The organism is Agromyces sp. CF514 (genome assembly GCF_900113185.1).
GTDB lineage: Bacteria > Actinomycetota > Actinomycetes > Actinomycetales > Microbacteriaceae > Agromyces.
This window is the reverse complement of sequence record NZ_FOZD01000001.1, coordinates 1726891-1752781: the sequence shown is the minus strand read 5'-3', so window position 1 is coordinate 1752781 and position 25891 is coordinate 1726891. Positions and strand designations below refer to the sequence as shown.

General features: G+C 71.8%; 26 protein-coding genes and 1 riboswitch. Of the genes, 9 read left to right on the top strand and 17 right to left on the bottom strand.

What is annotated here, in order from left to right:
* Nucleotides 1-7: 7 nt before the first annotated feature.
* A complete protein-coding gene (locus BM342_RS07755) occupies nucleotides 8-229 on the bottom strand; it encodes a helix-turn-helix transcriptional regulator (RefSeq protein WP_092964832.1) in 222 nt (73 codons plus the stop codon).
* Entirely contained in the window at nucleotides 223-654 is a 432-nt protein-coding gene (locus tag BM342_RS07750) for a hypothetical protein (RefSeq protein ID WP_092964831.1), read from the bottom strand. Before BM342_RS07750 ends, BM342_RS07755 begins: the two co-directional genes overlap by 7 nt.
* Nucleotides 655-738: 84 nt before the next feature.
* On the opposite strand from BM342_RS07750, the gene BM342_RS07745 reads away from it, so the two are divergent.
* The 4 genes from BM342_RS07745 (at nucleotide 739) to BM342_RS07730 (ending at nucleotide 3544) form a co-directional block, all read left to right on the top strand.
* A complete protein-coding gene (locus tag BM342_RS07745) occupies nucleotides 739-1371 on the top strand; it encodes an ArsR/SmtB family transcription factor (protein ID WP_255368603.1) in 633 nt (210 codons plus the stop codon).
* The gene (locus tag BM342_RS07740) at nucleotides 1368-1901 is read left to right on the top strand and encodes an SRPBCC family protein (RefSeq protein ID WP_092964829.1); all 534 of its coding nucleotides are present in this window, start codon (nucleotides 1368-1370) and stop codon (nucleotides 1899-1901) included. The genes BM342_RS07745 and BM342_RS07740 overlap by 4 nt, the downstream gene beginning before the upstream one ends.
* On the top strand, nucleotides 1898-2512 hold the full coding sequence (locus tag BM342_RS07735; protein ID WP_092964828.1) for an N-acyl homoserine lactonase family protein: 615 nt from the start codon (nucleotides 1898-1900) through the stop codon (nucleotides 2510-2512). The genes BM342_RS07740 and BM342_RS07735 overlap by 4 nt, the downstream gene beginning before the upstream one ends.
* 63 nt (nucleotides 2513-2575) lie before the next feature.
* A complete protein-coding gene (locus BM342_RS07730) occupies nucleotides 2576-3544 on the top strand; it encodes a YeiH family protein (RefSeq protein ID WP_092964827.1) in 969 nt (322 codons plus the stop codon).
* A gap of 32 nt (nucleotides 3545-3576) precedes the next feature.
* Here BM342_RS07730 and BM342_RS07725 read toward each other — a convergent pair whose 3' ends face one another.
* Nucleotides 3577-3906, bottom strand: coding sequence for a DMT family transporter (locus BM342_RS07725; RefSeq protein WP_092964826.1), 330 nt, complete (start codon nucleotides 3904-3906; stop codon nucleotides 3577-3579).
* Between the two features lie 14 nt (nucleotides 3907-3920).
* A riboswitch (guanidine-III (ykkC-III) riboswitch) is annotated at nucleotides 3921-3986 on the bottom strand.
* Nucleotides 3987-4072: 86 nt separating this feature from the next.
* A complete protein-coding gene (locus tag BM342_RS07720) occupies nucleotides 4073-4369 on the bottom strand; it encodes an antibiotic biosynthesis monooxygenase family protein (protein WP_092964825.1) in 297 nt (98 codons plus the stop codon).
* A 137-nt stretch (nucleotides 4370-4506) separates the two neighbouring features.
* On the opposite strand from BM342_RS07720, the gene BM342_RS07715 reads away from it, so the two are divergent.
* The 3 genes from BM342_RS07715 to BM342_RS07705 all read left to right on the top strand — a co-directional run bounded on the left by BM342_RS07715 (nucleotide 4507) and on the right by BM342_RS07705 (nucleotide 7503).
* A complete protein-coding gene (locus BM342_RS07715) occupies nucleotides 4507-5472 on the top strand; it encodes a hypothetical protein (RefSeq protein ID WP_092964824.1) in 966 nt (321 codons plus the stop codon).
* Between the two features lie 118 nt (nucleotides 5473-5590).
* On the top strand, nucleotides 5591-6886 hold the full coding sequence (locus tag BM342_RS07710) for an O-acetylhomoserine aminocarboxypropyltransferase/cysteine synthase family protein (RefSeq protein ID WP_092964823.1): 1296 nt from the start codon (nucleotides 5591-5593) through the stop codon (nucleotides 6884-6886).
* 125 nt (nucleotides 6887-7011) lie between these two features.
* A complete protein-coding gene (locus BM342_RS07705; RefSeq protein ID WP_369823151.1) occupies nucleotides 7012-7503 on the top strand; it encodes a CoA-binding protein in 492 nt (163 codons plus the stop codon).
* Between the two features lie 99 nt (nucleotides 7504-7602).
* Here BM342_RS07705 and BM342_RS07700 read toward each other — a convergent pair whose 3' ends face one another.
* The 6 genes from BM342_RS07700 to BM342_RS07675 form a co-directional block, all read right to left on the bottom strand.
* The gene (locus tag BM342_RS07700; RefSeq protein WP_092964821.1) at nucleotides 7603-8463 is read right to left on the bottom strand and encodes an ABC transporter permease; all 861 of its coding nucleotides are present in this window, start codon (nucleotides 8461-8463) and stop codon (nucleotides 7603-7605) included.
* Nucleotides 8460-9413 (bottom strand): ABC transporter ATP-binding protein, encoded by a 954-nt coding sequence (locus tag BM342_RS07695; RefSeq protein WP_092964820.1) that lies wholly within the window; start codon nucleotides 9411-9413, stop codon nucleotides 8460-8462. The genes BM342_RS07700 and BM342_RS07695 overlap by 4 nt, the downstream gene beginning before the upstream one ends.
* Nucleotides 9410-9901, bottom strand: coding sequence for a Clp protease N-terminal domain-containing protein (locus BM342_RS07690; RefSeq protein ID WP_092964819.1), 492 nt, complete (start codon nucleotides 9899-9901; stop codon nucleotides 9410-9412). The genes BM342_RS07695 and BM342_RS07690 overlap by 4 nt, the downstream gene beginning before the upstream one ends.
* Entirely contained in the window at nucleotides 9894-10157 is a 264-nt protein-coding gene (locus tag BM342_RS07685; RefSeq protein WP_092964818.1) for a hypothetical protein, read from the bottom strand. The genes BM342_RS07690 and BM342_RS07685 overlap by 8 nt, the downstream gene beginning before the upstream one ends.
* A gap of 80 nt (nucleotides 10158-10237) precedes the next feature.
* On the bottom strand, nucleotides 10238-11017 hold the full coding sequence (locus BM342_RS07680; RefSeq protein WP_092964817.1) for an alpha/beta hydrolase: 780 nt from the start codon (nucleotides 11015-11017) through the stop codon (nucleotides 10238-10240).
* A 102-nt stretch (nucleotides 11018-11119) separates the two neighbouring features.
* Entirely contained in the window at nucleotides 11120-11644 is a 525-nt protein-coding gene (locus BM342_RS07675) for a DUF3060 domain-containing protein (protein ID WP_092964816.1), read from the bottom strand.
* Between the two features lie 128 nt (nucleotides 11645-11772).
* Between BM342_RS07675 and BM342_RS07670 the strand changes: the two genes are divergently transcribed.
* Nucleotides 11773-15012 (top strand): ATP-binding protein, encoded by a 3240-nt coding sequence (locus tag BM342_RS07670; protein ID WP_092964815.1) that lies wholly within the window; start codon nucleotides 11773-11775, stop codon nucleotides 15010-15012.
* Between the two features lie 32 nt (nucleotides 15013-15044).
* Here BM342_RS07670 and BM342_RS07665 read toward each other — a convergent pair whose 3' ends face one another.
* The 3 genes from BM342_RS07665 to BM342_RS07655 form a co-directional block, all read right to left on the bottom strand.
* Complete coding sequence (locus tag BM342_RS07665) at nucleotides 15045-15890, bottom strand: ABC transporter permease (RefSeq protein ID WP_092964814.1); 846 nt, start codon at nucleotides 15888-15890, stop codon at nucleotides 15045-15047.
* Nucleotides 15887-16912: an ATP-binding cassette domain-containing protein gene (locus BM342_RS07660; RefSeq protein WP_092966670.1), complete on the bottom strand. Its 1026-nt coding sequence runs from the start codon at nucleotides 16910-16912 to the stop codon at nucleotides 15887-15889. Before BM342_RS07660 ends, BM342_RS07665 begins: the two co-directional genes overlap by 4 nt.
* 177 nt (nucleotides 16913-17089) lie before the next feature.
* A complete protein-coding gene (locus BM342_RS07655; protein ID WP_092964813.1) occupies nucleotides 17090-18193 on the bottom strand; it encodes a ThuA domain-containing protein in 1104 nt (367 codons plus the stop codon).
* 313 nt (nucleotides 18194-18506) lie between these two features.
* Between BM342_RS07655 and BM342_RS07650 the strand changes: the two genes are divergently transcribed.
* The gene (locus BM342_RS07650; protein WP_092964812.1) at nucleotides 18507-19892 is read left to right on the top strand and encodes an L-serine ammonia-lyase; all 1386 of its coding nucleotides are present in this window, start codon (nucleotides 18507-18509) and stop codon (nucleotides 19890-19892) included.
* A gap of 59 nt (nucleotides 19893-19951) precedes the next feature.
* Here BM342_RS07650 and BM342_RS07645 read toward each other — a convergent pair whose 3' ends face one another.
* The 4 genes from BM342_RS07645 to BM342_RS19850 all read right to left on the bottom strand — a co-directional run bounded on the left by BM342_RS07645 (nucleotide 19952) and on the right by BM342_RS19850 (nucleotide 25771).
* Nucleotides 19952-20488: a rhodanese-like domain-containing protein gene (locus BM342_RS07645; RefSeq protein WP_092964811.1), complete on the bottom strand. Its 537-nt coding sequence runs from the start codon at nucleotides 20486-20488 to the stop codon at nucleotides 19952-19954.
* A gap of 77 nt (nucleotides 20489-20565) precedes the next feature.
* The gene (locus BM342_RS07640) at nucleotides 20566-21843 is read right to left on the bottom strand and encodes a M18 family aminopeptidase (protein WP_092964810.1); all 1278 of its coding nucleotides are present in this window, start codon (nucleotides 21841-21843) and stop codon (nucleotides 20566-20568) included.
* 66 nt (nucleotides 21844-21909) lie between these two features.
* Nucleotides 21910-22845, bottom strand: a complete 936-nt coding sequence (locus tag BM342_RS07635) for a DnaJ domain-containing protein (protein WP_092964809.1) — start codon at nucleotides 22843-22845, stop codon at nucleotides 21910-21912.
* A gap of 160 nt (nucleotides 22846-23005) precedes the next feature.
* Entirely contained in the window at nucleotides 23006-25771 is a 2766-nt protein-coding gene (locus BM342_RS19850) for a beta strand repeat-containing protein (protein ID WP_177232102.1), read from the bottom strand.
* Nucleotides 25772-25891 lie beyond the last annotated feature (120 nt).

Sequence of the window (25891 nt, the reverse complement as noted above, 5' to 3'; positions counted from 1 at the left end):
GTCTCGTTCACTCCCCTGCGGGGTACTGGAACACGTCGTCGAGCGCGACCCCGAACGCCCTCGCGATCTGGAACGCCAGCTCGAGCGACGGCGAGTAGCGCCCCTGCTCGATGGCGATGACGGTCTGGCGCGTGACGCCGATGCGGGAGGCCAGGTCGGCCTGGGTCATCTCGCCGTGGGCGAACCGCAGGGCGCGGATCGCGTTGGTCACGCGGGTGGGCTTCACCATTCCTGGAACCCCCCGGTGCGATAGGCCGCGAGTCTCGTGAGGCTCGCGAGGATGCCGCTCACCACGAAGCACAGGTAGATCGCGTTGGCGATCCAGAACCAGTCGACCTCGAACCAGGCCATGACGAGCGCGGCGAGCGCGCCGATCACGACGAACGAGTTGCCGACGCGTTCTCCGGCGCGCTCGATCTCGCGGTCGCGCTGATCGGCGCGATGGGTCTCGCTCGGCGCGACGATCTCGATCAGGATGCGCGAGACGATGCCCGCGACGATGGCGCCGCCGATGGTCCACACCATCGGCCAGACGTAGTCGACCTCGCCGATCGGAGTGCCCGCGAGTCGCGGGAGCAGCAGGACCAGGTAGACCGCGTAGCCGATGACGGCGATGGCCAGGAACGACCAGACGCCCTTCTCTTCGTACGACACTGCCGCCCCCTTCAGATATGTCAAGGATTCTTGACACGCCCAAGGTAAGCGATTCTCGACATCATGTCAAGAATTCTGTACACGATGATCATCGGACCACTCTTGACAAGTTTTACTGTCAAGAAGTACAGTGAGCGCATGGACGAGGTGCGAGTACTCGCGGACCCTGCGGCCGTCGAGGTCGCGCTCGACCCGATGCGCGCGTCGATCCTCGAGGCGCTGGCCGAGCCGGGGTCCGCCACGACCGTCGCGGCGGCGATCGGATCGACCAGGCAGAAGGTGAACTACCACCTCAAGGCGCTCGAGGCCCACGGGCTGGTCGAGCCCGCCGAGACGCGCGCGTGGGGCGGCATCAGCGAGCGCTTCGTCCGTCGCTCCGCTCGCCGGCTCGTCGTCGCGCCGGGCGTGCTGCAGCACAGCGCCGCCGACCCCGACGAGGTCGCCGACCGCCTGTCCGCCGCGTACCTGATCGCCGTCAACGCGCGGACCGTGTCCGAGATCGGCGGCATCGTCGACTCGGCCGGGTCCGGCGCGCGGATTCCGACGCTGACCGTCGACACGGTCATCGGATTCGCCTCCGCCGACGATCGCGCGGCGTTCGCCGCCGACCTGCAGGCGGCCGTCGCGGCCCTCGCCGCGAAGTACCACCACGACGAGGGGCGCCCGCACCGCCTGACCGTCTCGTCGTACCCACGACCCAAGGAGGATTCGCCATGAACGACCGCGAAGACGCAGGCCGAGCCGAACACCGCATGGAACGCACGTACGAGCTGGCGGCGACGCCCGACGAGGTGTGGCAGGTGCTCGCGACCGCCGACGGCATCTCCTCGTGGATGGCGCCGACACGGTTGGAGCCGCGCATCGGCGGCGAAGTCGTGTTCGACCTCGGCGACGCCACGTCGGTCGGCACCGTCACCGACTACGCGCCCGGTCGCCGATTCGCCTACGAGGAGCCGTGGCCGATCGCCGAACACCCGGAAGACCTCGCGCCCGAGATGGCGCAGTGGTTCGAGAGCATCGGCGTCCCGCTGTCCGAGGTGTACGACGGGCTCCCGCTCGTCACCCCGATCGCGACGGAGTTCCTCATCGAGGCGGCTTCCGGAGGCACGTGCGTGGTTCGCGTGGTGACCAGCGCCTTCGGCTCCGGCGCCGACTGGGAGCAGGAGTTCTTCGACCAGATGGTCGAGAGCTTCGGCCCGATGCTCGACGCCCTCGCCGCGCGCTTCCCGGTCGAGGCGCGACGATGACCTCCACGACCGTCATACCCGTGCACGTCGCCGACCTGCACGTCGAAGGCGAGACGATGCCCGTCGTCGTGCACCTCATCGACCACGCCGACGCGCGCGTGCTCGTCGACACCGGGTTCACGCGGCTCCATCCGGCCGTGGCCGACATGGATCCCAGCATCGTCCCGCTGCGCGACCAGGGATTCGACCCGGCGAGCGTCGACCTCATCGTGAACACCCACCTGCACTTCGACCACTGCGGCGGAAACCACCGCTTCCCCGGCACGCCGATCCACGTGCAGCGTCGGGAGCTCGAAGACGCCCGCACCCTCGACGACTACACGATCCGCGAGTGGGTCGACGAGCCCGGGGTCCGGTACGTGCCGGTCGACGGCGAGTTCGAACTGCTCCCCGGCCTGCGCCTGGTTCCCGCGCCCGGCCATACCCGGGGCTCGCAGATCGTCGTCATCGAGACGGGCGAGCACCCGGTGGTGATCGCCGGAGACAGCGCCGTCTGGTTCGGCGAGCTCGACGAGCCTCGTACCGAGGGGCAGCGGCTCATCCGCTCGCTGGAACCGGCCGAGGTCTGGCTCTCGCACGTGCTCGAGCCGTGGCGGCCGACCGTGCGGTGAACGGCCCCGTGCGGTCGGGTTGCGACGCGATCCCCGGATAGCCTTGAGCACGTGCGTGAACGGATGCCGGGACTCGCCGTCGCGGCTCTCGCAGCCGTCGCGGCGTGGCTCGTGCACCTCGCCGTGCCCGCGCTCCCGTTGCTCACCGCCGCGGTCGCGATCGGCATCGTCGTCGGCCAGGTGCCCGCGGCGCAGCGATGGCTCGACGGGCAGCTCGCACCCGGCCTCCGCACGGCCTCGCGCAGCCTGCTCCGCGCCGGAATCGTGCTGCTCGGGCTGAAGCTCAGCCTCGTCGACATCGCGGACCTCGGCTGGGTGACCATCGCCACGACCGTCGCGGTCGTGGTGCTCACCTTCGTGGGCACCATCGGGCTCGGGCGGGCGCTCGGACTGCCGGGTCATCAGCCCCTGCTCGTCGCGAGCGGCTTCGCGATCTGCGGCGCCTCCGCGATCGGGGCGATGGGCTCGACCGTGCGGGCACGCCCCGAAGACCAGGCGGTGCCGGTCGCGCTCGTCACGCTGTGCGGCACGCTCGCCATCGCCGTGCTGCCGGCGCTGTGGCATCCGCTCGGCCTCTCGAACGCGCAGTTCGGACATTGGGTGGGCGCTGGCGTGCACGACGTCGGCCAGGTCGTCGCCACCGCCCAGATCGGCGGACCCGTCGCGCTCGCGATCGCCGTGGTCGTGAAGCTCACGCGCGTGCTGATGCTCGCGCCGATGGTCGCCGTGACCGCCGCGGTCGAGCGACGACGCCACGTCGCCGCCGACGGCCCGCGACCGGCGATCGTGCCGCTGTTCATCGTCGGCTTCCTGGTCGCCGTGCTGCTCGCGACGTTCTTGCCGCTGCCGGAGGTCGTGCTGTCGAGCGCCGACACCCTGCAGACCGCCTTGCTCGCCATGGCGCTCTTCGCGCTCGGCGCGTCGATCCGGTTCGCCGACCTCGCCGCCACGGGGTGGCGCGCGCTCGTGGTCGGGCTCACGTCGTGGGCGCTCGTCGCGACGCTCGCCTACGGCGCGGTGCTGCTCGGCTGAGCGGGAGGGTCGATCTCCGGGTCGGCCTTGGGTCAGTGTCCAGCGCCGCCGTCGACGAACTTCAGGCCGACGACGCAGCCGACGAGGCCGACGAGCAGCGCGAGCTTGGCCCACGAGACATCCGTATCGCCCGTGACCATCGCCCAGACGACCGTCAGGGCCGCGCCGATGCCGACCCACACGGCATAGGCGGTGCCGGTCGAGATGTCGCGCATGGCCCACGCGAGGCCGCCCATCGAGGCGACGAGCGCGACGCCGAAGATCACCGACGGCCAGAGCTTCGTGAAGCCCTCGGACTTGCCGAGTGCGGTGGCCCAGACGGCCTCGAGGACACCGGACGCGATGAGGACGATCCAAGCCATGACTGCTCAACTCCTGAGCCAGTCTTGTCGCGTTCCGGGTACTGGGTGCCCTCGTCCGGAGGCCGCAGTGGCGGCGCTCCCGAAAGACTAGCGAAGCATCCTGTTCAAGCCCTGTGCAGACGCGATCAGGCCCGGTGCCGCCGGGATCGGGCCGGTGCCGCCGGGATCACGCCCGGTGCACCTCGGCGAAGTGCTCCACCACGGGGAACGGCTCGTAGAAGCGGTGCAGCAGCGAGCGCCACCGCTGGTACTCGGGCGACAGGCGGAAGCCGACCTCGTGCGCCTCGACGCTCTCCCAGTTCACGAGCAGCAGGTACGTGGACGGCGATTCGACACCGCGTGAGAGCGTCAGGTCGACGAATCCGGGCATCGACGCGATGATGTGCCTCGCCTCGTCGAACGCGGCCTCGAACTCGGGCTCGAGACCAGGGATGACGGGCAGCAGCGCATGTTCGAGGATCATCGGATCAGCGTAGCCACCGCCGCGCGCGCGCCCGCGACATCCGGCGTCCGGACACGATGGACGCCGCGACGGCGCAGGTCTAGCATCGGCCTCGTCCGCACCGCCGTCGACGACGACGGGCCATCGGGGAGGTCGCCATGGACACGTCATCGAGCACGCCGTCGTACACGCCGTCGAACCCGCCAACGAATCCGCCCTCGAACGAGGAGCTCGAGGCCTTCATCGAGCAGACGGCCGAGGCGAAGGCCCCGCCGACCGCCGCGTCGGCGAAGGACGCGAGGGAACGAGCCGACGCGGATCGCGAGAGCGCCTGGCTCGCCCGTTCGGTGCTCGCGAAGGGCGGCACGGACGCCGACGCGCTCGACGCCCTCGCCGAGCATCGCTCCGGCGAGCGTCGCACCCGCGCCGCCGCCGGCCACCGGGCGGCCGTCGAGGCATCCACGCGCATCGGGGCGCACCTGGCCGAGCTGACGCCAGTGCTCCCCGTCGATCCCGGATCGCAGAACGTGATCCTCGACCGGCCCACCTTCATCCGCACCTTCGCGGGTGCCGGGTCGCTCGCCGACTCGAGCATCGGGTCGCTCGACAGCTGGGCGCGCTACCGCTTCGACGCCTCCGCGGGCGCGGTCACCGAGACGGGCACCGGGCGGCTGAGCTTCTTCACGCTCTGGCAGAACCCGCGCAGCACCCCCGCCGTCGTGAACGCGGGCGCCCGCCTGGTCGTGAACGCCGACGTCTCGGCGGACGCCGACTGGAACGGCGTGGCCGCGTGGTTCATCTCGGGGTCGGAGGCGCGCGCGACGGTCAGGGCGCGCACGACGGTCTGGTCGGTGGCGAACTCGGCCGTGAACGGCATCGTGCACGACGAGATCCTCGCCGACGTCGGCGCGGCCGGGGACTTCTTCGGCGACGACGACGCCACGTCGATCGCATTCAACGAGTTCCTCGTGGCGAGCGCGTTCCCGGTCGGCGCGAACGAGTTCATCCTGATCGAGGTCGAGGTGCTGACCGAATTCGTGGCCACCAGCGGGTCGGTCTCGTTCGACGGCGCGAGCGGCGACTTCCTCGTCTCGCTGCCGCACCTGATCCTCACGCTCAGCTGATCTCCGGCGTCGTCGTCGCATGCGGCGCGCCGCCGGCATCCGAGACATCCTCGCGGTCTGATTGCTCTGCATTACGGATGCCGGCGGCGGCCCCGCGCGGCATGACTAGCGTTGCCGTATGGCAGACCGCGAATACGGCTTCAAGACCCGCGCCATCCACGCGGGCAACATCCCCGACCAGGTGACGGGCGCCCGCGCCCTGCCGATCTACCAGTCGAGTGCGTTCGTCTTCGACGACACGGCCGACGCCGCGGCGCGCTTCGCGCTGCAGAAGTACGGCAACATCTACTCGCGACTGGCCAACCCCACGGTCGCGAGCTTCGAGGAGCGCGTCGCGAGCCTCGAGGGCGGTCTCGGCGCCGTCGCCACCGCCTCCGGCCTGTCGGCGCAGTACATCACGTTCGCGAGCCTCGCGGGCTCGGGCGACCACATCGTCGCGTCGGCGAACCTCTACGGCGGTTCGATCACCCAGCTGGATGTCACGCTCCGCCGCTTCGGCATCGACACGACCTTCGTGCGCTCCTCCGACCCGGCCGACTACGCGGCCGCGATCACCGACAAGACCAAGGCGCTCTTCGTCGAGACGATCGCGAACCCGTCGGGCGAGATCGCCGACCTCGAAGGCCTCGCCGACGTCGCGCACGCGCACGGCATCCCCTTCATCGTCGACTCGACCATCGCCACGCCCTACCTCAACCGCCCGATCGAGTGGGGCGCCGACATCGTGACCCACTCGGCCACGAAGTTCCTCGGCGGGCACGGCACGACCCTCGGCGGCGTCGTCGTCGAGTCGGGCCGCTTCCACTGGCACTCCGAGAAGTTCCCGCTGTTCGGGCAGCCCGTGCCGAGCTACGGCGGACTCGAGTGGTCGGGCAACTTCGGCGAGTACGCGTTCCTCACGCGCCTGCGCGCCGAGCAGCTCCGCGACATCGGCCCGGCCCTCGCCCCGCACTCGGCGTTCCTGCTCGCGCAGGGCGTCGAGACGCTGCCGTACCGCATCCAGGCGCACATCGACAACGCCCGCGCGGTCGCCGAGTGGCTCGAGTCCGACCCGCGCATCGAGAACGTCTGGTGGGCCGGCCTGCCGAACCACCCGCACCACGACCGTGCGCAGAAGTACCTGCCCAAGGGCCCCGGCTCGGTCTTCAGCTTCGAGGTCAAGGGCGGCCGCGCCGTCGGCCAGAAGCTCATCGAGTCCGTCAACCTCGCCTCGCACCTCGCCAACATCGGCGACGCGAAGACGCTCATCATCCACCCGGCGTCGACCACGCACGCGCAGCTCACCGAGCAGCAGCTCGTCGACGCGGGCGTGCTTCCGGGCGTCGTGCGGATTAGCGTGGGCATCGAAGACGTTGAAGACATCATCGACGACCTCGACCAGGCCCTCACGGCCGCGACTGGAGCAGCACGATGAGCACTGCACTCGACACCGAGACCACGAGCACCACCGCCACGGATGCCGCGGCATCCGACACCGAGACCGTGCGCCTCGTCAACGGCCTCTCGTGCGACCTGCCCGCCGACTCGCCCCTCGCGAAGCTGCTGAAGTCGCAGCGCACCTGGGTCGGACCCGACGCCAAGGCGCGCCTGCGCATCCTGAACGCGGCGAAGTCGGTCGCGATCGTGGGCGCCTCGCCGAAGCCGCAGCGTTCGAGCTTCTTCGTCGGCACGTACCTGCAGCAGTCGAGCGACTACCGCCTCTACTTCGTGAACCCGATGGAGACCGAGATCCTCGGCCAGCCCGCCTACGCGAGCCTCAAGGACCTGCCCGAGGTGCCCGACATCGTCGTGGTGTTCCGTCGTGGCAGCGACATCCCGCAGGTCATCGACGAGGTCGTGGCCGCCGGCGCGAAGACCGTCTGGGTGCAGCTCGGCATCTGGAACCAGGATGCCGCGTACTACGGCGAGGAGCAGGGCCTCACGGTCGTCATGGACCGCTGCATCAAGGTCGAGCACGCCCGGTTCCACGGCGGCCTGCACCTGCTCGGCTTCGACACCGGACAGATCACGGCGCGCAAGACGATCCGCTAGGCGCGTCGCGACCCGCACGCACCGGATGCCCCGGAACCGCTCGGTTCCGGGGCATCCGCGTTCGCCGGGGTATCCGCGTTCGCCGCGGCATCCGCTCGCTCAGCCGATGCGCCGCATGGCGCGCTCTCGGCGCTCGGCGACGCGCGAACCCGACTCGCGGCGGGTCATGCGCCGCAGCACGATCGGGGCGAGCACGAGGCCGGCGATCGCCCAGGCGCCCAGCACCAGCGCGGTCTCGACGGGGCGCCACGTGCCGCCGAGCTCGAGCGCGGCGGCCGAGTCGGGAAGCAGCGCCGAGCGCATGCCGAGGCCGAGCCAGTAGACGGGGAAGGCCTGGGCGATCCAGGCCAGCCACGCGGGCAGCGCCGCGATCGGGGCGAAGACGCCCGAGATCGCGATGAGCCCGAGGATCGGCAGTGACGCGTACCCGGCCGCACGCGAACTCGGGACGAGCGATCCCACGACGGCCCCGACGCCCTGCGTGGCGATCAGGCCGAGCAGTACGACCCACGCGAACGTCAGCCAGGAACCCGGCCGGTCGAGGGCCAGCCCGTCGACGAAGAACAACCCGGGCACCAGCACGATCACGAGATAGGCGACGATCGTCGCCGAGATCTGCACGAGCTTGCCCAGCAGGTACGCGGGGATGCCGTTCGGCGTGACCTTCGCGCGCAGGAGCGACCCGTCCTCGCGATCGGCCGCGAGCTGCTGCACCACGAGCAGCATGCCGAGCGCCACGAACATCCCGAGCGCGCCGGGGAGGATGTACGTGTCGAGCGTGGCGCCGCCGCCGGTGCCGCTTCCGTCGCCGATCGGCACGTCGCGCAAGAGGAAGACCGCGACGAGGGTCACGAGCGGCCAGAGGCACTGCCCGACCAGCTCGGCCCCGCTGAACGCCTGCCGCAGTTCGACGCGTCCGCGGGCGAGTCCGGCAGACGCCGCGGTACTCGTGAGGCTCACGAAGCTGCTCCGACCCGGTCATGCGAGGCGGACCTGGGAGCGCCGTGGTCGTGGGTGCCGTCAGCCGGCGATTCGGCGGCCCGCACGATGCGCAGGTAGGTGTCCTCGAGCGATGCCCGGCGCACCTCGAGATCGCTGATGCCGTGCTCGTTCCGCAGCAGTAGCTGCCGCACGAAGGCGGTCGCATCGGGCACGTGGCGCGCGAACGGACGTCCGTCGAACGCCCAGCGCACCTCGTCGTCGCCGACGATCCCCCGCGCCAGTTCATCGGCGGTGCCGTCGGCGACGATGCGCCCGTCGGCGAGGATCACGATGCGATCGGCGAGCTGCTCGGCCTCCGCGAGGTCGTGCGTGGTCATGAGCACCGTCGCCTCGAAGTCCTGTGCGACCCGGCGCACGAGGTCGTGGAAGTCCCGCCTGGCCTCAGGGTCGAGGCCGGCCGTCGGCTCGTCGAAGAAGACGAGCTCGGGGCGTCCGACGAGGCCGATCGCCACGTCGAGCCGTCGGCGCTGGCCGCCCGAGAGGGCGCGGACCGGTCGCGCGGACTGCTCGCCGAGCCCCACGGCGGCGAGCAGCGCGTCGACGTCCCATGGCCGCGGGATCCGGTCGGTGGCGAACGGGGCGTAGAGCGACCCCTGGTAGGCGAGGAGCTCGCGCACGCGCCACTTGGCATGGTCGCGCCACGACTGCAGCACGATGCCCACCCGCGCGCGCCAGCGGTCGTCGGCGCGCGCGGGGTCGATGCCGAGCACCTCGACGACGCCGGCCGAGCGCCCGCGCAGGCCCTCGAGGATCTCGATCGTGCTCGACTTGCCTGCGCCGTTCGGACCGAGGAGCGCGAGCACCTCGCCATGCCGCACGTCGAACGAGACGTCGCGGAGCACCTCGTGCTCGCCGTACCGCATGCGAAGGCCCTCGACGGAGATCACGGGGAGGGCGGTCTCGGTCATCGCAGCGCCTCGAGCCGGGTCACGAGCGCGGCACGATCGATGCCGGCGTAGGCGAGGGCGCGCGGCACCGTGCCGACCTCGGCGCGGAGCACGCCCACCAGCGCGTCCGCGACCGCGAGCCGCTCGCGCACGGCGTGCGGGAGCCCGCGCCTGGCGCGGAAGCTCGCGCGGCCCAGGGCCTCGCGGATCGACGCCCCCCAGGCCGGGCGGGAGTCGCGCGTGGCGCACAGCCGGTCGTCGGCGACGGGCTCGACGCCGGCGGAGGCCAGCGCATTCGTGCGCTCGACGCGCAGCGCCGTCTCGATGCCCGCGTAGTCGAGGCCGGCCTCGGCGAGCACCGCCGCCGCGACGTCGCCGCTCGCGGCGATGGAGAGCAGCAGGTGCTCGGACTCGACCTTCGCCGCGCCGCGCCGGGTCGCCTCGTCGATCGAGCCGACGACGACGGACTTCAGGGTCGCGCCCAGCTCGTCGTGCAGGAGTTCAGGCATTCGAGCGCCTCCTCAGTTCGATGCCGGCGACCTCGAGGCGCCGGAGGTGCTTCTTGTGCACGGCCTGGCGGGTCACGCCGAGGGCCTCGGCGACCTGCGTCCAGCTCCAGCCGGCCCGCATGGCGCGTTCGACCGCGGCGTCCTCGAGCCGGTCGGCGAGCTCGCGCAGTGCGACGACCGCGGCGAGGTCGGTGGCCTCGACGCCCGTGGGGTCGGGCGACGGTCGCGTCGGTGATTGCGGCGGCGGAGGGGTCATGGAAGCAAACTTATGTTGCTTATTCGAGTTTGTCAACCCGTGTTGCTTAAGGCGAACGGATGCCGCGGCATCCGCTCGCACTACTCCCCCGAACCGCCCCAGAACGCGACCAGCGCGTCGGTGATCTCGTCGCGCACCTCATCGTCGGAGGCCGTCGCGACCCCGTCGCCCGGCTGCACGCCGTAGTCGCCGAAGCTCGCGTGGTTCGCGCCCTCGATCTCGACGAACGTCGCGTCGGCGGGCAGCAGGTGCGCGGCGCCCTCGATCTTGTCGGGGGTGCTCAGGCCGTCGTCGCTGCCCGAGATGCTGAGCACCGCGAGATCGCTGTCGCTGACGTCGTTCGAGCAGTACGACCCGAAGAAGACCAGACCCGCGACCTCCTCGTCGGCCGCCATCATGCAGGCCTTCACGCCGCCGAGCGAGTGCCCGCCGACGAACCACTCGTCGACGTCGGGCGCGTGGCGCGTGAACGTGTCGAGCGGGCGCGTGTCGAAGAACGCCAGGTTGAGCGTGGGTTTCGTGATCACGACGGTCGTGCCGGTCTCGGCGACGGCGTCGACCAGCTTCGCCAGGTAGGCGTACGGGTCGACCTTGGCCCCCGGGATGAACACGAGACCGCGGTCGGATGCCGCATCGATCGGGGTCATGACGACCGAGTCGTCGAACGACTCGATGCTCACCCGGTCATCGGTCCACGCCTCGAGCGCCGCAGGCCGTTCGCCCTGCATGACGGCCTTCGCCCAGACGAGGAAGCACACCACGACCAGCGCGAGCACGACGAGCACCGCGATCAGGATGCGGATGACGCGGCGACCGGTGGAGCGTTCGGATGCGGGCCCGCTGGGCGAGACGTTCGTCATTCCTCGAGTCTCGCAGGCCGCGCGCCGCCCCGCGTCAGCCTTTCGACGGGTCGTCGGAGTGCAATGCGACCGGACCCTCCCCGCGATCGCGCCGCAGGAGGCTCAGCGACGCTCGACGGTGTTGCCGTTGCCGCTCACCCGCACGGGCTGCGGGTCGTTGCCGGCCTCGACGTCGTTGTCGTCGCCGGCGATCTCGACCGAGCCGACGGTGTCGGCCTCGAGGCTGTTGTCGTTGCCGGCGACCGAGATCGAGGCGATCGTGCGAGCCTCCACGTCGTTGCCGTTGCCCTTCACCGTGACCGCGCCGAGGTCGGAAGCCGATTCGACGTCGTTGTCGCGTCCGTCGATCGAGAGCTCGGTCGCCGCCGCCAGGCGCACGTCGAGATCGTCGCCGCGCACGATCACCTCGGCGCAGTCGCCCACGACGTCGTAGTCCACGCGCTGCCCGTCGAGCGTGACGCGCGCGGAGTCGGCGCAGGACACCTGCTGGCGACCGCCGTGCATCGGCCCGCCCGGCTCCCCCGAGCCTGCCGAGCCTCCCATGCCCGGGAACGCGCATCCCGCGAGCGCCAGCACCCCGGCCAGCGCGAGCACGGCCTTCACCTGCGTCCTCATGTCGTCCCCCATGCACCCAGCCTAGACAGCGGTCGGATCCGAGCCCGGACGTGCCGTCGCAGATCGGCGGAACACGCAGGAGGCCCGGAAAGCGCTTCCGCGACCGCTCCCGTGGCGGGCCGCGCGGGTAGGCTCGTGCCGTGCACACCGCCCCCGCCGAGCCGCCCCGCGTGCGGGTGCTCGGCCCGATCTCGTTCGAGGGGGCCGACGGCGGCCAGGTCGAACCGCCCGGCACGCTCGCGAAGGCGCTCATCGCCGTGCTCGCGGTGCTGCCGCTGCAGGCGGGCGGCGGAGTGGGCGTCGACGCGATCGTCGACGAGCTCTGGGGCGACGCCCGGCCGCGCAATGCGAAGGCGGCACTGCAGACCCTCGTCAGCCGGCTGCGCACGGTCGCCGCCGACGGGTTGCTGCGCTCGGTGCCCGGCGGGTACGCGCTCGGCGTCGGCACCACCCAGCTCGACCTCGCGCTCGCGACCGAGTTGTCGACGGATGCCACGGCCGGCCCCGACGACCTCGACCACGCCCTGGCGCTCTGGCGCGGCGAGCCGGGCACCGACCTCGGCGACGCGCCCGTCGCCGACGCCCTCGCGGAGCGCGCGGCGGCGGCGCGATCCGCGCTGCTCGAACGACGGGCGCGCGTGCGCGCGGCGAACGGCGACCACGCGGGAGCGGCCGACGACCTCGGCGTCCTGCAGGTCATGCACCCGCTCAACGAGCAACTCGTCGCGGCCCAGCTGCGGGCCCTGGCCGCATCCGGTCGTCGCGCGGATGCGATCGCGACGTTCGCCGCCTTCCGCGCACGGCTCGCCGACGAGCTCGGCGTCTCGCCGTCGGCGGAGCTGGTGAAGCTGAATGCCGACCTGCTCCGCGACGAGCCGGCTGCCGGTGCGGCTTCAGCCGGGACGCCGTCCGCACCGCCGGCTCCGCGGCGCCGCATCGGACTGCGTGCCGCCCCGAACACGCTCATCGGCCGTGACGACGACCTCGCGGCCGTCGAGCACGCCATGACGGGCCATCGGCTGGTGACGGTCCTCGGCCCGGGCGGGCTCGGCAAGACCCGGCTCGCGCAGGAGCTCGCGCTCCGGTCCGAGGCGCCGTCGGTCGTCGTCGTCGAACTCGCGAGCGTGCGCACCGGCGATGACCTGGCGCTCGCCCTGGGTTCCGTGCTCGGCGTCCGCGAGACGAGCGCGGGCCAGCGCCTCGGCGAGGCCGCGATCACCCGGCGCGATGCGCGGACGCGCATCATCGAGCAGCTCGCCGAACGCCCGACCCTGCTCGTGCTCGACAACTGCGAGCAGATCGTCGAGGGGGTCGCCGCGTGGACCGCCGAGCTGCTCGCGGCCGTGCCGTCGCTGCGCGTGCTCGCGACGAGCCGCAGTCCGCTCGCGATCGGCGCCGAGCAGGTGTATCCGCTCGCCGCACTGGCCGCCGTCGGGCGCGACGCCGAGCCCGGCCCGGCCGCACGGCTGTTCCTCGAGCGTGCGAGATCGGCGCGCCCCGCGGCATCCCTCCCCTTCGACGTCGTCGAACGACTGTGCGACCGCCTCGACGGGCTGCCGCTCGCGATCGAGCTCGCGGCGGCGCGCGTGCGCTCGATGAGCGTCGAGCAGATCGAGGCGCGACTCGCCGACCGGTTCACCCTGCTGGCGAGCGGCGACCGATCGGCACCCGAGCGCCAGCGCACGCTCGCCGCCGTCATCGAGTGGAGCTGGGCGCTGCTCACGCCCGCCGAGCAGTCGGCGCTGCCGCGGCTCGCCTGGTTCGTCGACGGCTTCGCGACCGAGGCCGCCGATGCGGTGCTCGGCACGCCCGACGCCGTCTGGGTGCTCGACGGCCTCATCGCCCAGTCCCTGCTCTCGGTCGCCGACGACGCGCTCGGGCAGCCGCGGTTCCGCATGCTCGAAACGGTGCGCGAGTTCGGACAGCTGCGCCTCGACGCCGACGAGCGCGATGCGGTCTCGGTCGCGATGGCCGCCTGGGCGTCCGGCTTCGCGCGCCGATCGCTGGCGCACGTGCGCGGACCGGAACAGCTGCGCACGTTCGCCGCGATCGCGATCGAGCAGGACAACCTCGTCGCCGTCCTCCGCACGGCCCTCGATCGCCGCGACGCGCCCACGATCTTCTCGGTGTTCGCCGCGCTCGGCTACTTCTGGACGGTGCGGAGCGCCCACACCGAGATCCTCGGCCTGAGCGAGGCTGTGCTCGAGGCGACTCGGGGCGCCGCCACGACGGCCGAGGACGCCGAGCCGACGGCCCTCGGGCTCATCCTCATCGCCGGCACCAACTTCGCCGCGGAGACGCCGAGCGGACTGCGCGCCCTCGCACGGCTGCGTCGCGTGGCGGCGCTCGGGCATCCGGTCTCGCCGTGGATCGACGCGATCTCGCGCTTCCTGCTCGCCCTGCCCGATCTCGAGTTGGCGGGGGGCCTGATCGCCGGCATGGCCGACGCCGACGACCCCGAGACCGCCCTGCTCGCCAACATCCTGCAGTCGCAGTTCACCGAGAACGAGGGCGAACCCGACCTGGCGGCCGAGCACGCGCTGCGCACGCACGAGCTGGCCGAGCGCGTCGGCGACGCCTGGGCGACGGCGATGTCCGCCCTCATGCTCGCCGAGCTCGCCGGTCAGCGCGGCGCATCGACCGAGGCCCTCGAGTGGGCGACGGAGGCTCGCGCGGGCATGGTCCGGCTCGAGGCCACCCAGGACCTCCTGCAGATCGACTGGATGATCACGAGCCACCTCATCTCGGCCGGTCGCCTCGACGAGGCCGAGCAGCGCCTGCTCGTGCAGGCCGCCGACGACCGCGTCACGAGCGACGGCATCCCCCAGGCGATGACGGCCCAACTCGGCCTCGTCGAGATCGACCGGCTTCGCGGCGACGTCGACGCCGCACTGGCGCGCGCACCTCGCGTGCTCGAGGAGTTCACGCAGCCGCGCCAGCGCTCGTCGCCGTGGTTCCAGATCATGCTCGCCACGCTCGTCGCGGGCGGCGTGCAGTCCGGCTGGCCCGAGGCCCGCATCGCCGACTGGGCGGAGCGGATGCGGCGGCGCACGGTCGCCGCGCTCCGCGCTCGGGGCGGCGTCTTCACCGACCGGCCGGTGCTCGGCACGGCGTCGGCCGCGTGGGGCGCGTGGGCCGTGCGGCATCCGTCGCTCCGCGATCGCGCGGTCGAGACGTTCGCGCTGGCCGAGGTGCTGCACTCGCGTCAGGACCTGCCGGCGCTGCGACTCGAGAACATCGCGGCGGTCATCGCCGAGCACGCGGGGGCCGACCGTCTCGCCGCGGCGCGCGCCGCGGCATCCGTGCTCTCGAATGCCGAACGCACGGAACGGGCTCGCGCGCTGATCGCGGAGCCCGTTCCGTTCCCGCCGGTCGAGTAGGGCGCAGCCCGTCTCGAGACCCGACGGCTGCATCACGCCTTGCGCATGTACGCCTTCACCGTGAGCGGTGCGAAGACCGCGACGATGACCGCCGCACCCAGCAGCGAGAGCCAGGCGTCACCGCCGAACGTGCCCGAGTCGAACAAGTCGCGCACCGCGGTGACGAGGTGCGACACCGGGTTGATGTTGACGAACCACTGCAGCCAGTCGGGCATGGTGTCGGCCGGCACGAAGGCGTTCGAGAGGAACGTCAGCGGGAACAGCACGAGCATCGAGATGCCCTGCACGCTCGAGGCGGTGCGCGCGATCACGCCGAAGAAGGCGAAGATCCAGCTGATCGCCCACGAGCACGCGATGACGAGCACGGCGCCGCCGACGACGCCGCCCGGGCCGCCCTCGGGCCGCAGCCCCATGATGAAGCCCATCGTGATCGTGAGCGTCGTCGCGATGAGGTAGCGCACGGTGTCGGCGAGCAGTGCCCCCGACAACGGGGCGATGCGGGCGATGGGCAGCGAGCGGAACCGGTCGAACACGCCCTTGTCCATGTCCTCGCGGAGCTGCGTTCCGGTCACGACCGAGGTCGTGATGACCGTCTGCACGAGGATGCCGGGGATGATGATCGGCAGGTAGCTCTGCACGTCGCCGGCGATCGCGCCGCCGAAGATGTACGTGAACATCAGGGTGAAGATGATCGGCTGCAGCGTCACGTCGAACAGCTGCTCGGGCGTGCGCCGGATCTTGAGCAGCCCGCGGTACGCCATCGTGAACGTGTGCGAGAGGGTCTCGGGGATCGAGACGCGGTTCTTCAGCGTGCGCTGCACGCCGGGGGTGATCGGCGACGCGGTCGTCGCCTTCGGGGCTGGGGCGGTGGTGGTCATGCGCGGCTCCCTTCGAGCTCGGCGGATGCTTCGGCTCCGGCGTCGTCGGTCTCGACGCCGTGTCCGGTGAGGGTGAGGAAGACCTCGTCGAGCGTGGGCTTCTGCACGCTCATCTCGGCGAGGTGGATGCCCTCGTCGCGGAGGGTCACGAGCAGTTCGGTGACGAGGTCGGGGTTGTTCATGGGGGCGGTGATGCGGCCGGCCTCCGGCGAGACGGAGGCGGTCACGCCGAGTACCCGCTGGATCGCGACGCGCACGTCGTCGGCATCGCCGAGGTTCGCGAGCCGCAGCTCGAGGGTCGACTCGCCGACCGAGGCCTTGAGCTCGTTGGCGGTGCCCTCGGCGACGACCCGGCCGCGGTCGATGACCGCGATGCGGTCGGCCAGCTGGTCGGCCTCGTCGAGGTACTGCGTCGTGAGCAGCACGGTCGAGCCCGACGACACCAGGCGGCGGATCGTCTCCCACATCTGGATGCGGGTGCGCGGGTCGAGGCCCGTGGTCGGCTCGTCGAGGAAGATGAGCGGCGGCTGCGCGATGAGGCTCGCGGCGAGGTCGAGACGGCGGCGCATGCCGCCGGAGAAGTTCTTCAGCGGGCGCTTGGCGGCGTCGGTCAGGCCGAACTCCTCGAGGAGCTCCGACGACTTGCGTCGCGCGGCCGCACCGCCCAGGCCGTGCAGCCGTGAGAAGAGGTAGAGGTTCTCGGTGGCCGAGAGAGTCTCGTCGACCGAGGCGTACTGGCCGGTGACGCCGATGAGCTGGCGCACGACCTGGCTCTCGCGCTGCACGTCGTGCCCGAAGATGCGGGCGCTGCCGCCGTCGGGGCGCAGCAGGGTCGCGAGCATCGAGATGGTGGTGGTCTTGCCGGCGCCGTTCGGGCCGAGCACGCCGTAGACGGTGCCGGTCGCGACGCGCAGGTCCACGCCGTCGACGGCGCGGTTGGATCCGAAGGTCTTCACGAGACCATCGGCCTCGACGGCCCAGCCGCCCGAGGCGGTGGCGTCGTGTGAAGTGAATGTGGTCATGACGACCATGCTCCGCGCGAGCGCTTGCACGGCGCTTGCACGGCGCTGACACCGCCGTCGACACGGTGTGAGGGGCGGATGCCGCTGGCCGGCGTCAGGCGCCGTCGGCCGACCGCAGCACGGACGGGCCCCGCCGCGGCGGAGCCCGTCCGATCGGAATCGCTGCCTGTGCGCGCGTCAGGCCGCGAGCGCCTCCTGCCACTCGATGAGGTCGGCGATCTTGGCGACGAGCACGGCGTCCTGGATGCCGTGCGCCTTGCCCTTGGCCTGCTTCAGCACGTGGATCGCGCCATCGTGATCGCCCGCGTCGGCCGCGGCCTCGGCGGTCTCGAGGTACGCGGTGACGTCGCCCGCGAGCTTCCGGTTCTTCTTCGACTCGCCGGCGAGGTCCGTGAGGATCCCGTCGACCTCGCCGAACGTCACGCAGTCGCCGCCGCCGGTCACCTTGCCTGCGGTCCACTCGATGCCGCCCAGCACGTGGCTGAGGAAGAGCGGGTCGGTCCACGAGGCGTCGGTGTGTCCGGCGCCCTCGTACCAGGAGCGGCCGCCTTCGAAGTTCTGGCACCACGCGAGCGGGTGGTCGGCGCCCATCGCACCGTTGCCCGGGTTGTACGTCGACTCGTCGAGCGTGATGAGCACGTGGACGTCTTCGCGCGGGTTGGCCGTGAAGTTGTACCACTCGTCGAAGCGCACCCATTCGGCGGGCAGCATGGTCGTCGACGGATGCCCCGGGCTCTCGACGCGCATGGTGGCCGTCTGCTGGGCGGGGTGGTTGCGGAACCGGGCGCTGCCGCCGGTGAGCTCGCTGTACCACGGCACGGTGTGCATCGAGTCGGTCGCGGCGTGGAGTCCGACGTACCCGCCGCCGCCGCGGATGTAGCCCTGGAACGCGGCCAGCTCGGTGTCGTTCAGCAGGCGCGGGCGGTTGGGGTCGAGGTTGTTCGTGGCGTCGACGGGCGACGCGAAGATGATCGTCGCGTACTTCGACAGGTCGGCCGCGGTGGTGAACGGCGAGCTCGCGAGCGTGAGCGCCGGCTGGCCGGGCGAGCTGCCTTGGGGCGGGTCCCAGACGTCGACGCCGAAGCCGTGCTCCTGCCCGAGCTCGATGATCGCGCGGGTGGTGTCGTCGATGTGCGAGTGGCGGAATCCGAGGGTCTCCCCCACGACGAGCACGTGGTACTCGTCGTCTGCGGCGTTCGCGGGGGCCGCGGCGATGCCGAGGCCGAGCGTGACCCCGACGGCGCAGAGCCCGGTGATCGCCCGTTGGACGTGTTGCTTCATAGGTCGTTCTCCCCTTCGAGTGGACCGTGCTTCGAGCTGGACCGTTCGCCGCGTCCGGCGGATCGGTCGAATATGTTGCCGTACGCGACATATCTACGCTCCCGAGCCTATTGCGACCATCCGAGCAATGTCAACGGATGACGGACGATACCTGTGCCAAGGCCGCTCATCTTTCGCACAGATCTCAGCAGAAGTCCGACGTAACGACGAGTGTCCCTCAGACGCCCGGGTTCCGCGACGATCGGCTCGTCCACGCAAGATCCGTGCACGAACACAGCGGATGCGTGCACGGTCTGCGGCGTACCCTTGACGTGTGACAGCGTTCGTCTCAGCCCTCGATCTCTTCTCGATCGGGATCGGCCCCTCGAGTTCGCACACCGTCGGCCCCATGCGGGCGGCCAGGGCGTTCGTCGATCGGCTCGCCGACGATGGGGCGCTCGACCACGTCGCGCGCATCACCTGCACGCTCTACGGCTCGCTCGGCGCGACCGGGCTCGGGCACGGCACGCCCGACGCCGTGGTCGCGGGCCTTCGCGGGCTCCGCCCCGACGACTGCGATCCCGACGAGGTGCGCAACGCGTGGAGCCGGCTCGGCGAGGGCGCCGAGGTGAGCGTGGCGGGGCGGCATCCGATCACCATGACGACCGAAGACGTCGCGTTCGCACCGCGCACGCGTCTGCCCGGGCACCCGAACGCGATGACGCTGCAGGCGTGGCGCGCCGACGACCCGTTGCCCCTGCTCGAGGAGACGTACTACTCGGTCGGCGGCGGGTTCATCCGCCGCGACGGCGACGCACCGCAGGAGTCCGAGGTCGTGCGCTACCCGCTCCCCTACTCGAACGCGGCCGAGCTGCTCGAGCTCTGCGAGCGGCACGGGGTGTCGATGTGCGACATCGTGCGCTCGAACGAGGTCGCCCTGCACGGCGAGGCGGGCATCGATGCCGGCCTCGACGCGATCTGGGCCGCGATGGCCGTGTGCGTCGAGCACGGGCTCGCGACCGAGGGCACGCTGCCCGGCGGCCTCAAGGTGAAGCGCCGCGCGCCCGACGTGCGCCGCCGCCTCGAGGCGTACGAGCGCGACGAGACCGGGCATCCGGGCGCACGCGACACGTCGACCGAGTGGCTGCACGCGTTCGCGCTCGCTGTGAACGAAGAGAACGCGTCGGGCGGGCGGGTCGTCACGGCGCCCACGAACGGCGCGGCCGGCATCATCCCCTCGGTCGGCCACTACTACCTGCGCTTCGTGCCGGGGGCGGATGCCGCGGGTATCCGTCGCTTCCTGCTCACCGCCGCGGCGATCGCCTCGCTCGTCAAGCGCAACGCCTCGATCTCGGGCGCGGAGGGCGGATGCCAGGCCGAGGTCGGCTCGGCGTGCGCGATGGCCGCCGGCGCCCTCTGCGCGGTGCTCGGCGGCACGCCCCGACAGGTCGAGAACGCGGCCGAGATCGCGATCGAGCATCACCTCGGCCTCACGTGCGACCCCGTCGGCGGGCTCGTGCAGGTGCCGTGCATCGAGCGCAACGCGATCGCGTCGTCGACCGCCGTCTCGGCGGCGCGCCTCGCGCTGCACGGCGACGGCACGCACCTCGTCTCGCTCGACACGGTCATCGAGACCATGCGCCAGACCGGCCTCGACATGAAGTCGAAGTACAAGGAGACCAGCCTCGGCGGGCTCGCCGTCAACGTCGTCGAGTGCTGAGCGGGCGGCCCCGGCCGTCCCGAGCCGCGGGCTGCCCGCTCAGGTCTTGATGCGCCGCGTCAGCAGGCGCAGGTGATGCCCGTGTCGATCACGGTGACGGATGCCGGCGCCCCCGCTGCGGCATCCGCCCCCGTGAGTCCGGCCGGCGCGACGTTCGTGAGTCCGTCGGGCAGGCGCTGCGCGAGGCCCTCGGCGGTGTCGAACGCGAAGCCCTCGCGCACCCAGTACTCGAATCCGCCGATCATCTCCTTCACGGGGTAGCCGAGCGTCGCGAACTCGAGCGCCGACCTGGTCGCCCCGTTGCATCCGGGCCCCCAGCAGTACACGACCACGGGCGTGCCGACCGGCACGACGGATGCCGCGCGCAGGCCGATGTCCCGTCGCGGCAGGTGCACGGCCCCGGGCACGTGCCCCTGCGCCCAGGCGGCGTCGCTGCGCGTGTCGATGAGCACGAACGGCTCCCCGCCCGCGAGTGCAGCCTGCACGTCGGAGACGTCGGCCTCGAATCCGAGGCGGCCGCGGAAGTGCGCGATCGCGTCGACGGGCGAGGCGACGTGCTCGAAGAGGGATGCTGCGGTGGCCGTATGTTGCGTCATGACTCGATGCTGCCACCCCTGCCGCGCGGCGCGCTCGCGATATCCGGACGCCGACCCGCGACATCCGGCCACTCGGCTCAAGCGGGCGTGAGGAACGCCGTGGCGGCTGCCGCGAGGGCGGCGAGGTCGTCGACGTGCGAGAGCTCGCGCGCCGAGTGCATCGACAGCAACGGCGTGCCGACGTCGACGGTGCGGATGCCGAGGCGCGTCGCGCTCAGCGGCCCGATGGTCGAGCCGCACGGGATCGCGTTGTTCGACACGAACGGCTGGAACGGCACGCCCGCCTGCTCGCAGGCCCGGGCGAACAGGGCGGAGCCGTGCGCATCGGTCGCGTACTTCTGGTTGGCGTTGAGCTTGAGCAGCGGACCGTCGCCGAGGTGCGGGCGGTTCACGGGATCGTGGCGGTCGGGGTAGTTGGGGTGCACGGCGTGCCCGGCATCCGACGACAGCAGCCACGAGTCGGCGAACGCGCGGCGGCGCTCGTGCTCGTCGGCGCCGAGGCCACCCGCGATGCGCGCGAGCACGTCGACGAGGAACGGGCCGCTCGCGCCCGAACGGGACTCCGAGCCGAGCTCCTCGTGGTCGAAGGCGGCGAGCACGCTGACCTGGTCGGAAGCCACGGCGTCGCCGGCCGCGAGGAGCGCGACGAGTCCGGCGTGCACCGAGGTCAGGTTGTCCTGACGCCCCGCGGCGAAGAACACGTCGTCGAGGCCGAACCGGGCGGGCGCGGCGGTATCGGCGACGAGCACGTCATGCCCGGCGATCTCGTCGACGTGCAGGCCCGCGATGCCCGCGAGGTGCGCGAGCACGTCGCCCTCGGCGCCCGCACCCCAGATCGGCTGCACGTGGCGCTGCCGGTCGAGCGTCAGGCCCTTGTTGACCTCGCGGTCGAGGTGGATCGCGAGCTGCGGGATGCGCAGCAGCGGGCCGGTGCGCACGAGGTGCTCGCTGCCGTCGGCCGTCACGAGCCGGCCCGCGAGCTCGAGCTCGCGGTCGAGCCACGAGTTCAGCAGCGGCCCCCCGTAGATCTCGACGCCGGCCTGCAGCACGCCCTCGGAGCTCGTCGAAGCGCCGGGCTTCAGCTTGAACGACGGCGAATCGGTGTGGGCGCCGATGATGCGGTAGGCGCTCGTGGCCGTCGCGGCCTCGGGCTGCACCCACGCGATGACCGCGCCGTCGCGCACGACCACGCGTCGACCGGGGCCAGTCGGCCACTCGTCGCGCTCGTCGAGCCGCTCGAATCCGGCGGCGACGAGGCGATCGGCGACCGCGGCGGCCGCGTGGTACGACGAGGGCGATTCGCGGATGAACGCGGAGAGGTCTTCGATGTGGGCGTCGCGGTCGATCAGGGGCATGGGTCAATCCAACACCGTGCCCGCGGCCAGCGCGAACCGGCGGGGGTCTCGGCGCTCGCGTCGGGCCTAGGCGAACCGCACGCTCTGCTGCAGGCGCGTGCGCACCTCCATGACATCGGCGCCGCCGATGAACGGGGAACCGGGGATGCCCTCGCGGATCGCGCTCGCGAGCCGCGACGCCCGTGCCAGCACGACCACCGCGCCGCGGTTCGTGCCGCCGACCTGCAACGGCTCGTCGGCGAACTCGTCGGGCACCACGACGACGAGTCCGGTGGGCTTGACCTTCGCGGCGCGGCCGATCGCCTTCGCGCGCGCGGCGAGCGCCCGGATCGGACGCTCTCCGGCCAGCGCCTCGCCGATGAGCTCGCCCCGGCGGAAGCGTACCGGCCCGCCCCAGTCCTCGGACTGGATCGCGAACAGGCCCGTCGGGCCGAGCACGAGATGGTCGAGCTTGGGCGGCAGCCCCGGCCCCGCGGCATCCGTCGCCAGGTCGTGCCAGACCGTGAAGGCGATGCCGAGCGTCGAGAGCGAACGCGCCGTGGCCTCCTCGGCGAGCGCGTCGGCGAGCAGGTGCCGGATCTCGCGCGGCGCGCGGCGCACGAGCGTGGGATCGTACGGGTCGGGGATCTCGTCGCCCAGCCCGACCCACTCGCGGATGCCGTCGAGGTAGCGCTGCCTGGTGAGTCCGCCGGGGTGCCCGTAGGAACGCGCGAGCGGGCGCGAGTCGCGGGGCGGGCGCGGCGGCGCCGGAGCCCAGGTCGCCCGCGTGGGCTCGGCGGCCGCATCGGCGCGCCCGTTGCGGTCGAACGCGGCCCGGGCCGTGGGCGTGCCGACGAGCGTCCAGGCGCGTTGCACGGCGTCGAACTGCGTGGTGGAGCCGCCCGTGTCGGGATGCGCGTGCCGCAGCGCGCGGCGGTAGGCGCGTCGGAGTTCGTCGGCGTTCGCGTCGGCGCGGACGCCGAGCACCTCGTACGGTGAGGCGGAGAGCGGACTGTCGGGCATGGGCTCGCTTTCGTCGTGCGCAGACGAGAATACCGCCGCGCCGCTGGGTTGCGGCCGCGCCCGACGCAGGCGCGGCGCGTGGCGCGGCCTGCCGCCGGACAGCGAGGGGGCCGGCCTCCCCGAGTTCGGGAGACCGGCCCTCGACCGGTGGATCCGGCGATCAGCCGACGGGCACGGTGCCCGACGAACCCTTCACGATCGTCTGGTAGCCGCTCAGCGTGCCCGTGACCAGGACGGAGACCGACTTGCCCTTCTGCGCCGTCGCGAGCGTGTAGGTCGACGCGGTCGCACCCGGGATCGCGGTGCCCGCCGCGTACCACTGGTACGTGATCGTCGTACCGGCCGTCCAGGTTCCGGACTTGGCCGTGAGCGTCGAGCCGACCTTCGCCGTGCCCGAGATCGTCGGGGTCGCGACCGTCGCGACCTTCGGCGTCACGTCCGACGTCTTCGTGATCGTCGAGTACCCCGACAGGGTGCCCTTCACTGCGAGGGTGATCGTCTTGCCGGCGTGCGCAGTCGTGAGCGGGAACGTCGACGAGGTCGCACCCGAGACCGCCGCACCGTTCACGTACCACTGGTACGTGAACGTCGTGCCGGTCGTCCACGTGCCGGTGTTCGCCTTCAACGTCGACCCGACTGCGATCCACTCCGAGATCCACGGCGTCGCGGTCGTCGCGACCTTCGCCGTCGCAGCCGACGTCTTCGTGATCGTCGGGTAGCCCGACAGCGTGCCCGTCACCGCGACCGTGATCGCCTTGCCGGCCTGCGCGCTCGTGAGCTTGAGCGTGGAGGCCGTCGCCCCACTGATCGCGGTGCCCGACTCGTACCACTGGTACGTCAGGGCCGTGCCCGTCGTCCACGTGCCGGTCGACGCCGTCAGCGTGGATCCGACGGCGAGCGTGCCGGAGATCGTCGGCGTCGCGGCCGTCGCGACCGTCACGGTCGCGGCCGACGTCTTCGTGATCGTCGGGTAACCCGACAGCGCGCCCTTCACGGCGACCGTGATCGTCGTGCCCTCCTGCGCGCTCGTGAGCTTGAACGTCGACGCCGTCGCACCCGGGATCGCCGTGGCCGACGCGTACCACTGGTACGTGAACGTCGTGCCGGTCGTCCACGTGCCGGTCTTGGCCGTCAGCGTGGAGGCGACCTCGGCGGTTCCCGAGATCGTGGGCGTCGCGACCGTTGCGACCTTCGCCGTCGCCGCCGAGGTCTTCGTCACCGTGGCGTAGCCCGACAGCGTGCCCTTCACCCCGACCGTGATGGCCGTGCCGGCCTGCGCGCTGGTGAGCTTGAACGTCGACGCCGTGGCGCCGCTGATCGCGGCGCCCGAGGCGTACCACTGGTAGGTGAGCGCACTGCCGGCCGTCCATGCGCCGGGAGTCGCGGTGAGCGTCGATCCGACGGCCGCCGTTCCGGCGACGGTCGGGGTGGTCGCGGTGGCGACCTTCGCGGTCGCAGCCGACGGCTTGACGGCACGCGTGTTGCCGCCGAGCTTGCCCGTGACGGTGACCGAGATGGTCTTCCCGGCCTGCGCGCTCGTGAGCTTGAACGTCGACGCCGTGGCACCGCTGATCGCGGTGCCCGAGGCGTACCACTGGTAGGAGAGCACGGTGCCCGAGGTCCAGGTTCCGGTCACGGCCGTGAGCGTCGAGGCGACGGCCGCGGTGCCGGAGACCGTCGGCGTCGGGGCCGTGTAGCCGTCGGCCTGGCTCGGGCCGATGCCTGCGCTGCGTCCGGTCGCGGGCTCGTACCCCGCCAGGGTGCCGGTCACGACGACCGCGACGAGCCGTCCCTGCTGCGCCGAGGTGAGGACGAACGTCTTGCCGGTCGCACCGGCGATGTTCGCGCCGGAGGCGGTCCACTGGTAGGTGAACGTCGTCCCGGTCGGCCACGTGCCGGGCGCGGCGGTCAGGGTCGCGCCGGTGACCGTGGTGCCCGTGATCGACGGCGTGCCGGCCGTGATGAGCCCCTTCGAGATCGTGCCGACCTGGATGACGTCGGTCGCCGAGACGTACCCGGCCTTCTCACCGACGAACCGGACGCTGACGGAGGCGCCGACCACGGCTGCGGTCGGGGTGTACGTCGACGCGGTGGCGCCGGCGATCGCCGTGCCGTTCGCGAGCCACTGATACGAGACCGTGTCGGGCTGCGTCTCCCAGGTGCCCGTGACCTGGAGCACCGAGCCGACCTGACGCGATCCGGTCACGTTCAGGCTGGGCGTCGTGAGGCCGGCCGAGACGTCCGCATCGAACCCGGTGAGCGCGCCCCCGGCGACCTCGATGCGCGTCGCGGAGGCGAGGTCGCCCTGCAGCTTCCAGTACTGGTCGCGGTAGGTGCCGGTGTTGAACTGGAGAGTGTAGGTACCCGCCGCGAGCCCCGAGAACTCGTACGGTCCGTCCGTCGGGACGTGCTGGTACCCGGCCTGCGACCACTGGCCGGTGTCGTCGAGCTTCCAGGCGATGACGTTCGCCCCGCTCTCGGGTACAGCGGACAGCGTTCCGGAGATCGAGCCGGCCTGCGCGAGCGTCGCGTCGATGCCGGTGAGCTGCTGTCCGGCCGCGAGCGTCACGGTCTTGGCGGAGGCGAAATCGGCCGCTCCTCCGTACCATCCGGGCACCACTGACGGCTCGTTCCATGCCCTGAACTCGAGCTTGTACGTGCCGGCTCCGAGCCCCGGGACGGTGAAGTCTCCGGTCGGCGAGATCGACCCGCCCATCGAACTGTTGTCGACGGAGGCTTCGAACACGCCGACCGAGAGGCCGGCCGTTGCCGGGTCGATACCGGCGGGCAGCGTGATGTGGCCCGAGATGCTGCCGGTCCCGCTGGGGATGGCGGCCTGGGCCGGCGCAGCGGAGAGGCCGACGCTCGCGAGCACGAGCGCGATGACCGCTCCGAGGACGGCCCAGGACCGTGGTCGTCCGGACACGAGGATGTTCAAGCGATGCCTCCCAGCATGCGACGCCCCGCCCGCCCCGGCGCAGGCACGGTTGCGGATCGAGTCGCTCAGGCCGGGCTGTCGTCATCATCACACGAAGGTCGGTCGCAG

Coding starts and splice junctions, on each gene's coding strand:
- BM342_RS07710 (WP_092964823.1), top strand. CDS start 5,591: ATGGCAGACCGCGAATACGGCTTCAAGACCCGCGCCATCCACGCGGGC.
- BM342_RS07720 (WP_092964825.1), bottom strand. CDS start 4,369: ATGATCCTCGAACATGCGCTGCTGCCCGTCATCCCTGGTCTCGAGCCC.
- BM342_RS07685 (WP_092964818.1), bottom strand. CDS start 10,157: ATGACCCCTCCGCCGCCGCAATCACCGACGCGACCGTCGCCCGACCCC.
- BM342_RS07715 (WP_092964824.1), top strand. CDS start 4,507: ATGGACACGTCATCGAGCACGCCGTCGTACACGCCGTCGAACCCGCCA.
- BM342_RS07690 (WP_092964819.1), bottom strand. CDS start 9,901: ATGCCTGAACTCCTGCACGACGAGCTGGGCGCGACCCTGAAGTCCGTC.
- BM342_RS07645 (WP_092964811.1), bottom strand. CDS start 20,488: ATGACGCAACATACGGCCACCGCAGCATCCCTCTTCGAGCACGTCGCC.
- BM342_RS07755 (WP_092964832.1), bottom strand. CDS start 229: ATGGTGAAGCCCACCCGCGTGACCAACGCGATCCGCGCCCTGCGGTTC.
- BM342_RS07735 (WP_092964828.1), top strand. CDS start 1,898: ATGACCTCCACGACCGTCATACCCGTGCACGTCGCCGACCTGCACGTC.
- BM342_RS07745 (WP_255368603.1), top strand. CDS start 739: ATGATCATCGGACCACTCTTGACAAGTTTTACTGTCAAGAAGTACAGT.
- BM342_RS07740 (WP_092964829.1), top strand. CDS start 1,368: ATGAACGACCGCGAAGACGCAGGCCGAGCCGAACACCGCATGGAACGC.
- BM342_RS07725 (WP_092964826.1), bottom strand. CDS start 3,906: ATGGCTTGGATCGTCCTCATCGCGTCCGGTGTCCTCGAGGCCGTCTGG.
- BM342_RS07635 (WP_092964809.1), bottom strand. CDS start 22,845: ATGCCCGACAGTCCGCTCTCCGCCTCACCGTACGAGGTGCTCGGCGTC.
- BM342_RS07660 (WP_092966670.1), bottom strand. CDS start 16,912: ATGACCACATTCACTTCACACGACGCCACCGCCTCGGGCGGCTGGGCC.
- BM342_RS07730 (WP_092964827.1), top strand. CDS start 2,576: ATGCCGGGACTCGCCGTCGCGGCTCTCGCAGCCGTCGCGGCGTGGCTC.
- BM342_RS07695 (WP_092964820.1), bottom strand. CDS start 9,413: ATGACCGAGACCGCCCTCCCCGTGATCTCCGTCGAGGGCCTTCGCATG.
- BM342_RS07640 (WP_092964810.1), bottom strand. CDS start 21,843: ATGCCCCTGATCGACCGCGACGCCCACATCGAAGACCTCTCCGCGTTC.
- BM342_RS07655 (WP_092964813.1), bottom strand. CDS start 18,193: ATGAAGCAACACGTCCAACGGGCGATCACCGGGCTCTGCGCCGTCGGG.
- BM342_RS07665 (WP_092964814.1), bottom strand. CDS start 15,890: ATGACCACCACCGCCCCAGCCCCGAAGGCGACGACCGCGTCGCCGATC.
- BM342_RS07675 (WP_092964816.1), bottom strand. CDS start 11,644: ATGGGGGACGACATGAGGACGCAGGTGAAGGCCGTGCTCGCGCTGGCC.
- BM342_RS07680 (WP_092964817.1), bottom strand. CDS start 11,017: ATGACGAACGTCTCGCCCAGCGGGCCCGCATCCGAACGCTCCACCGGT.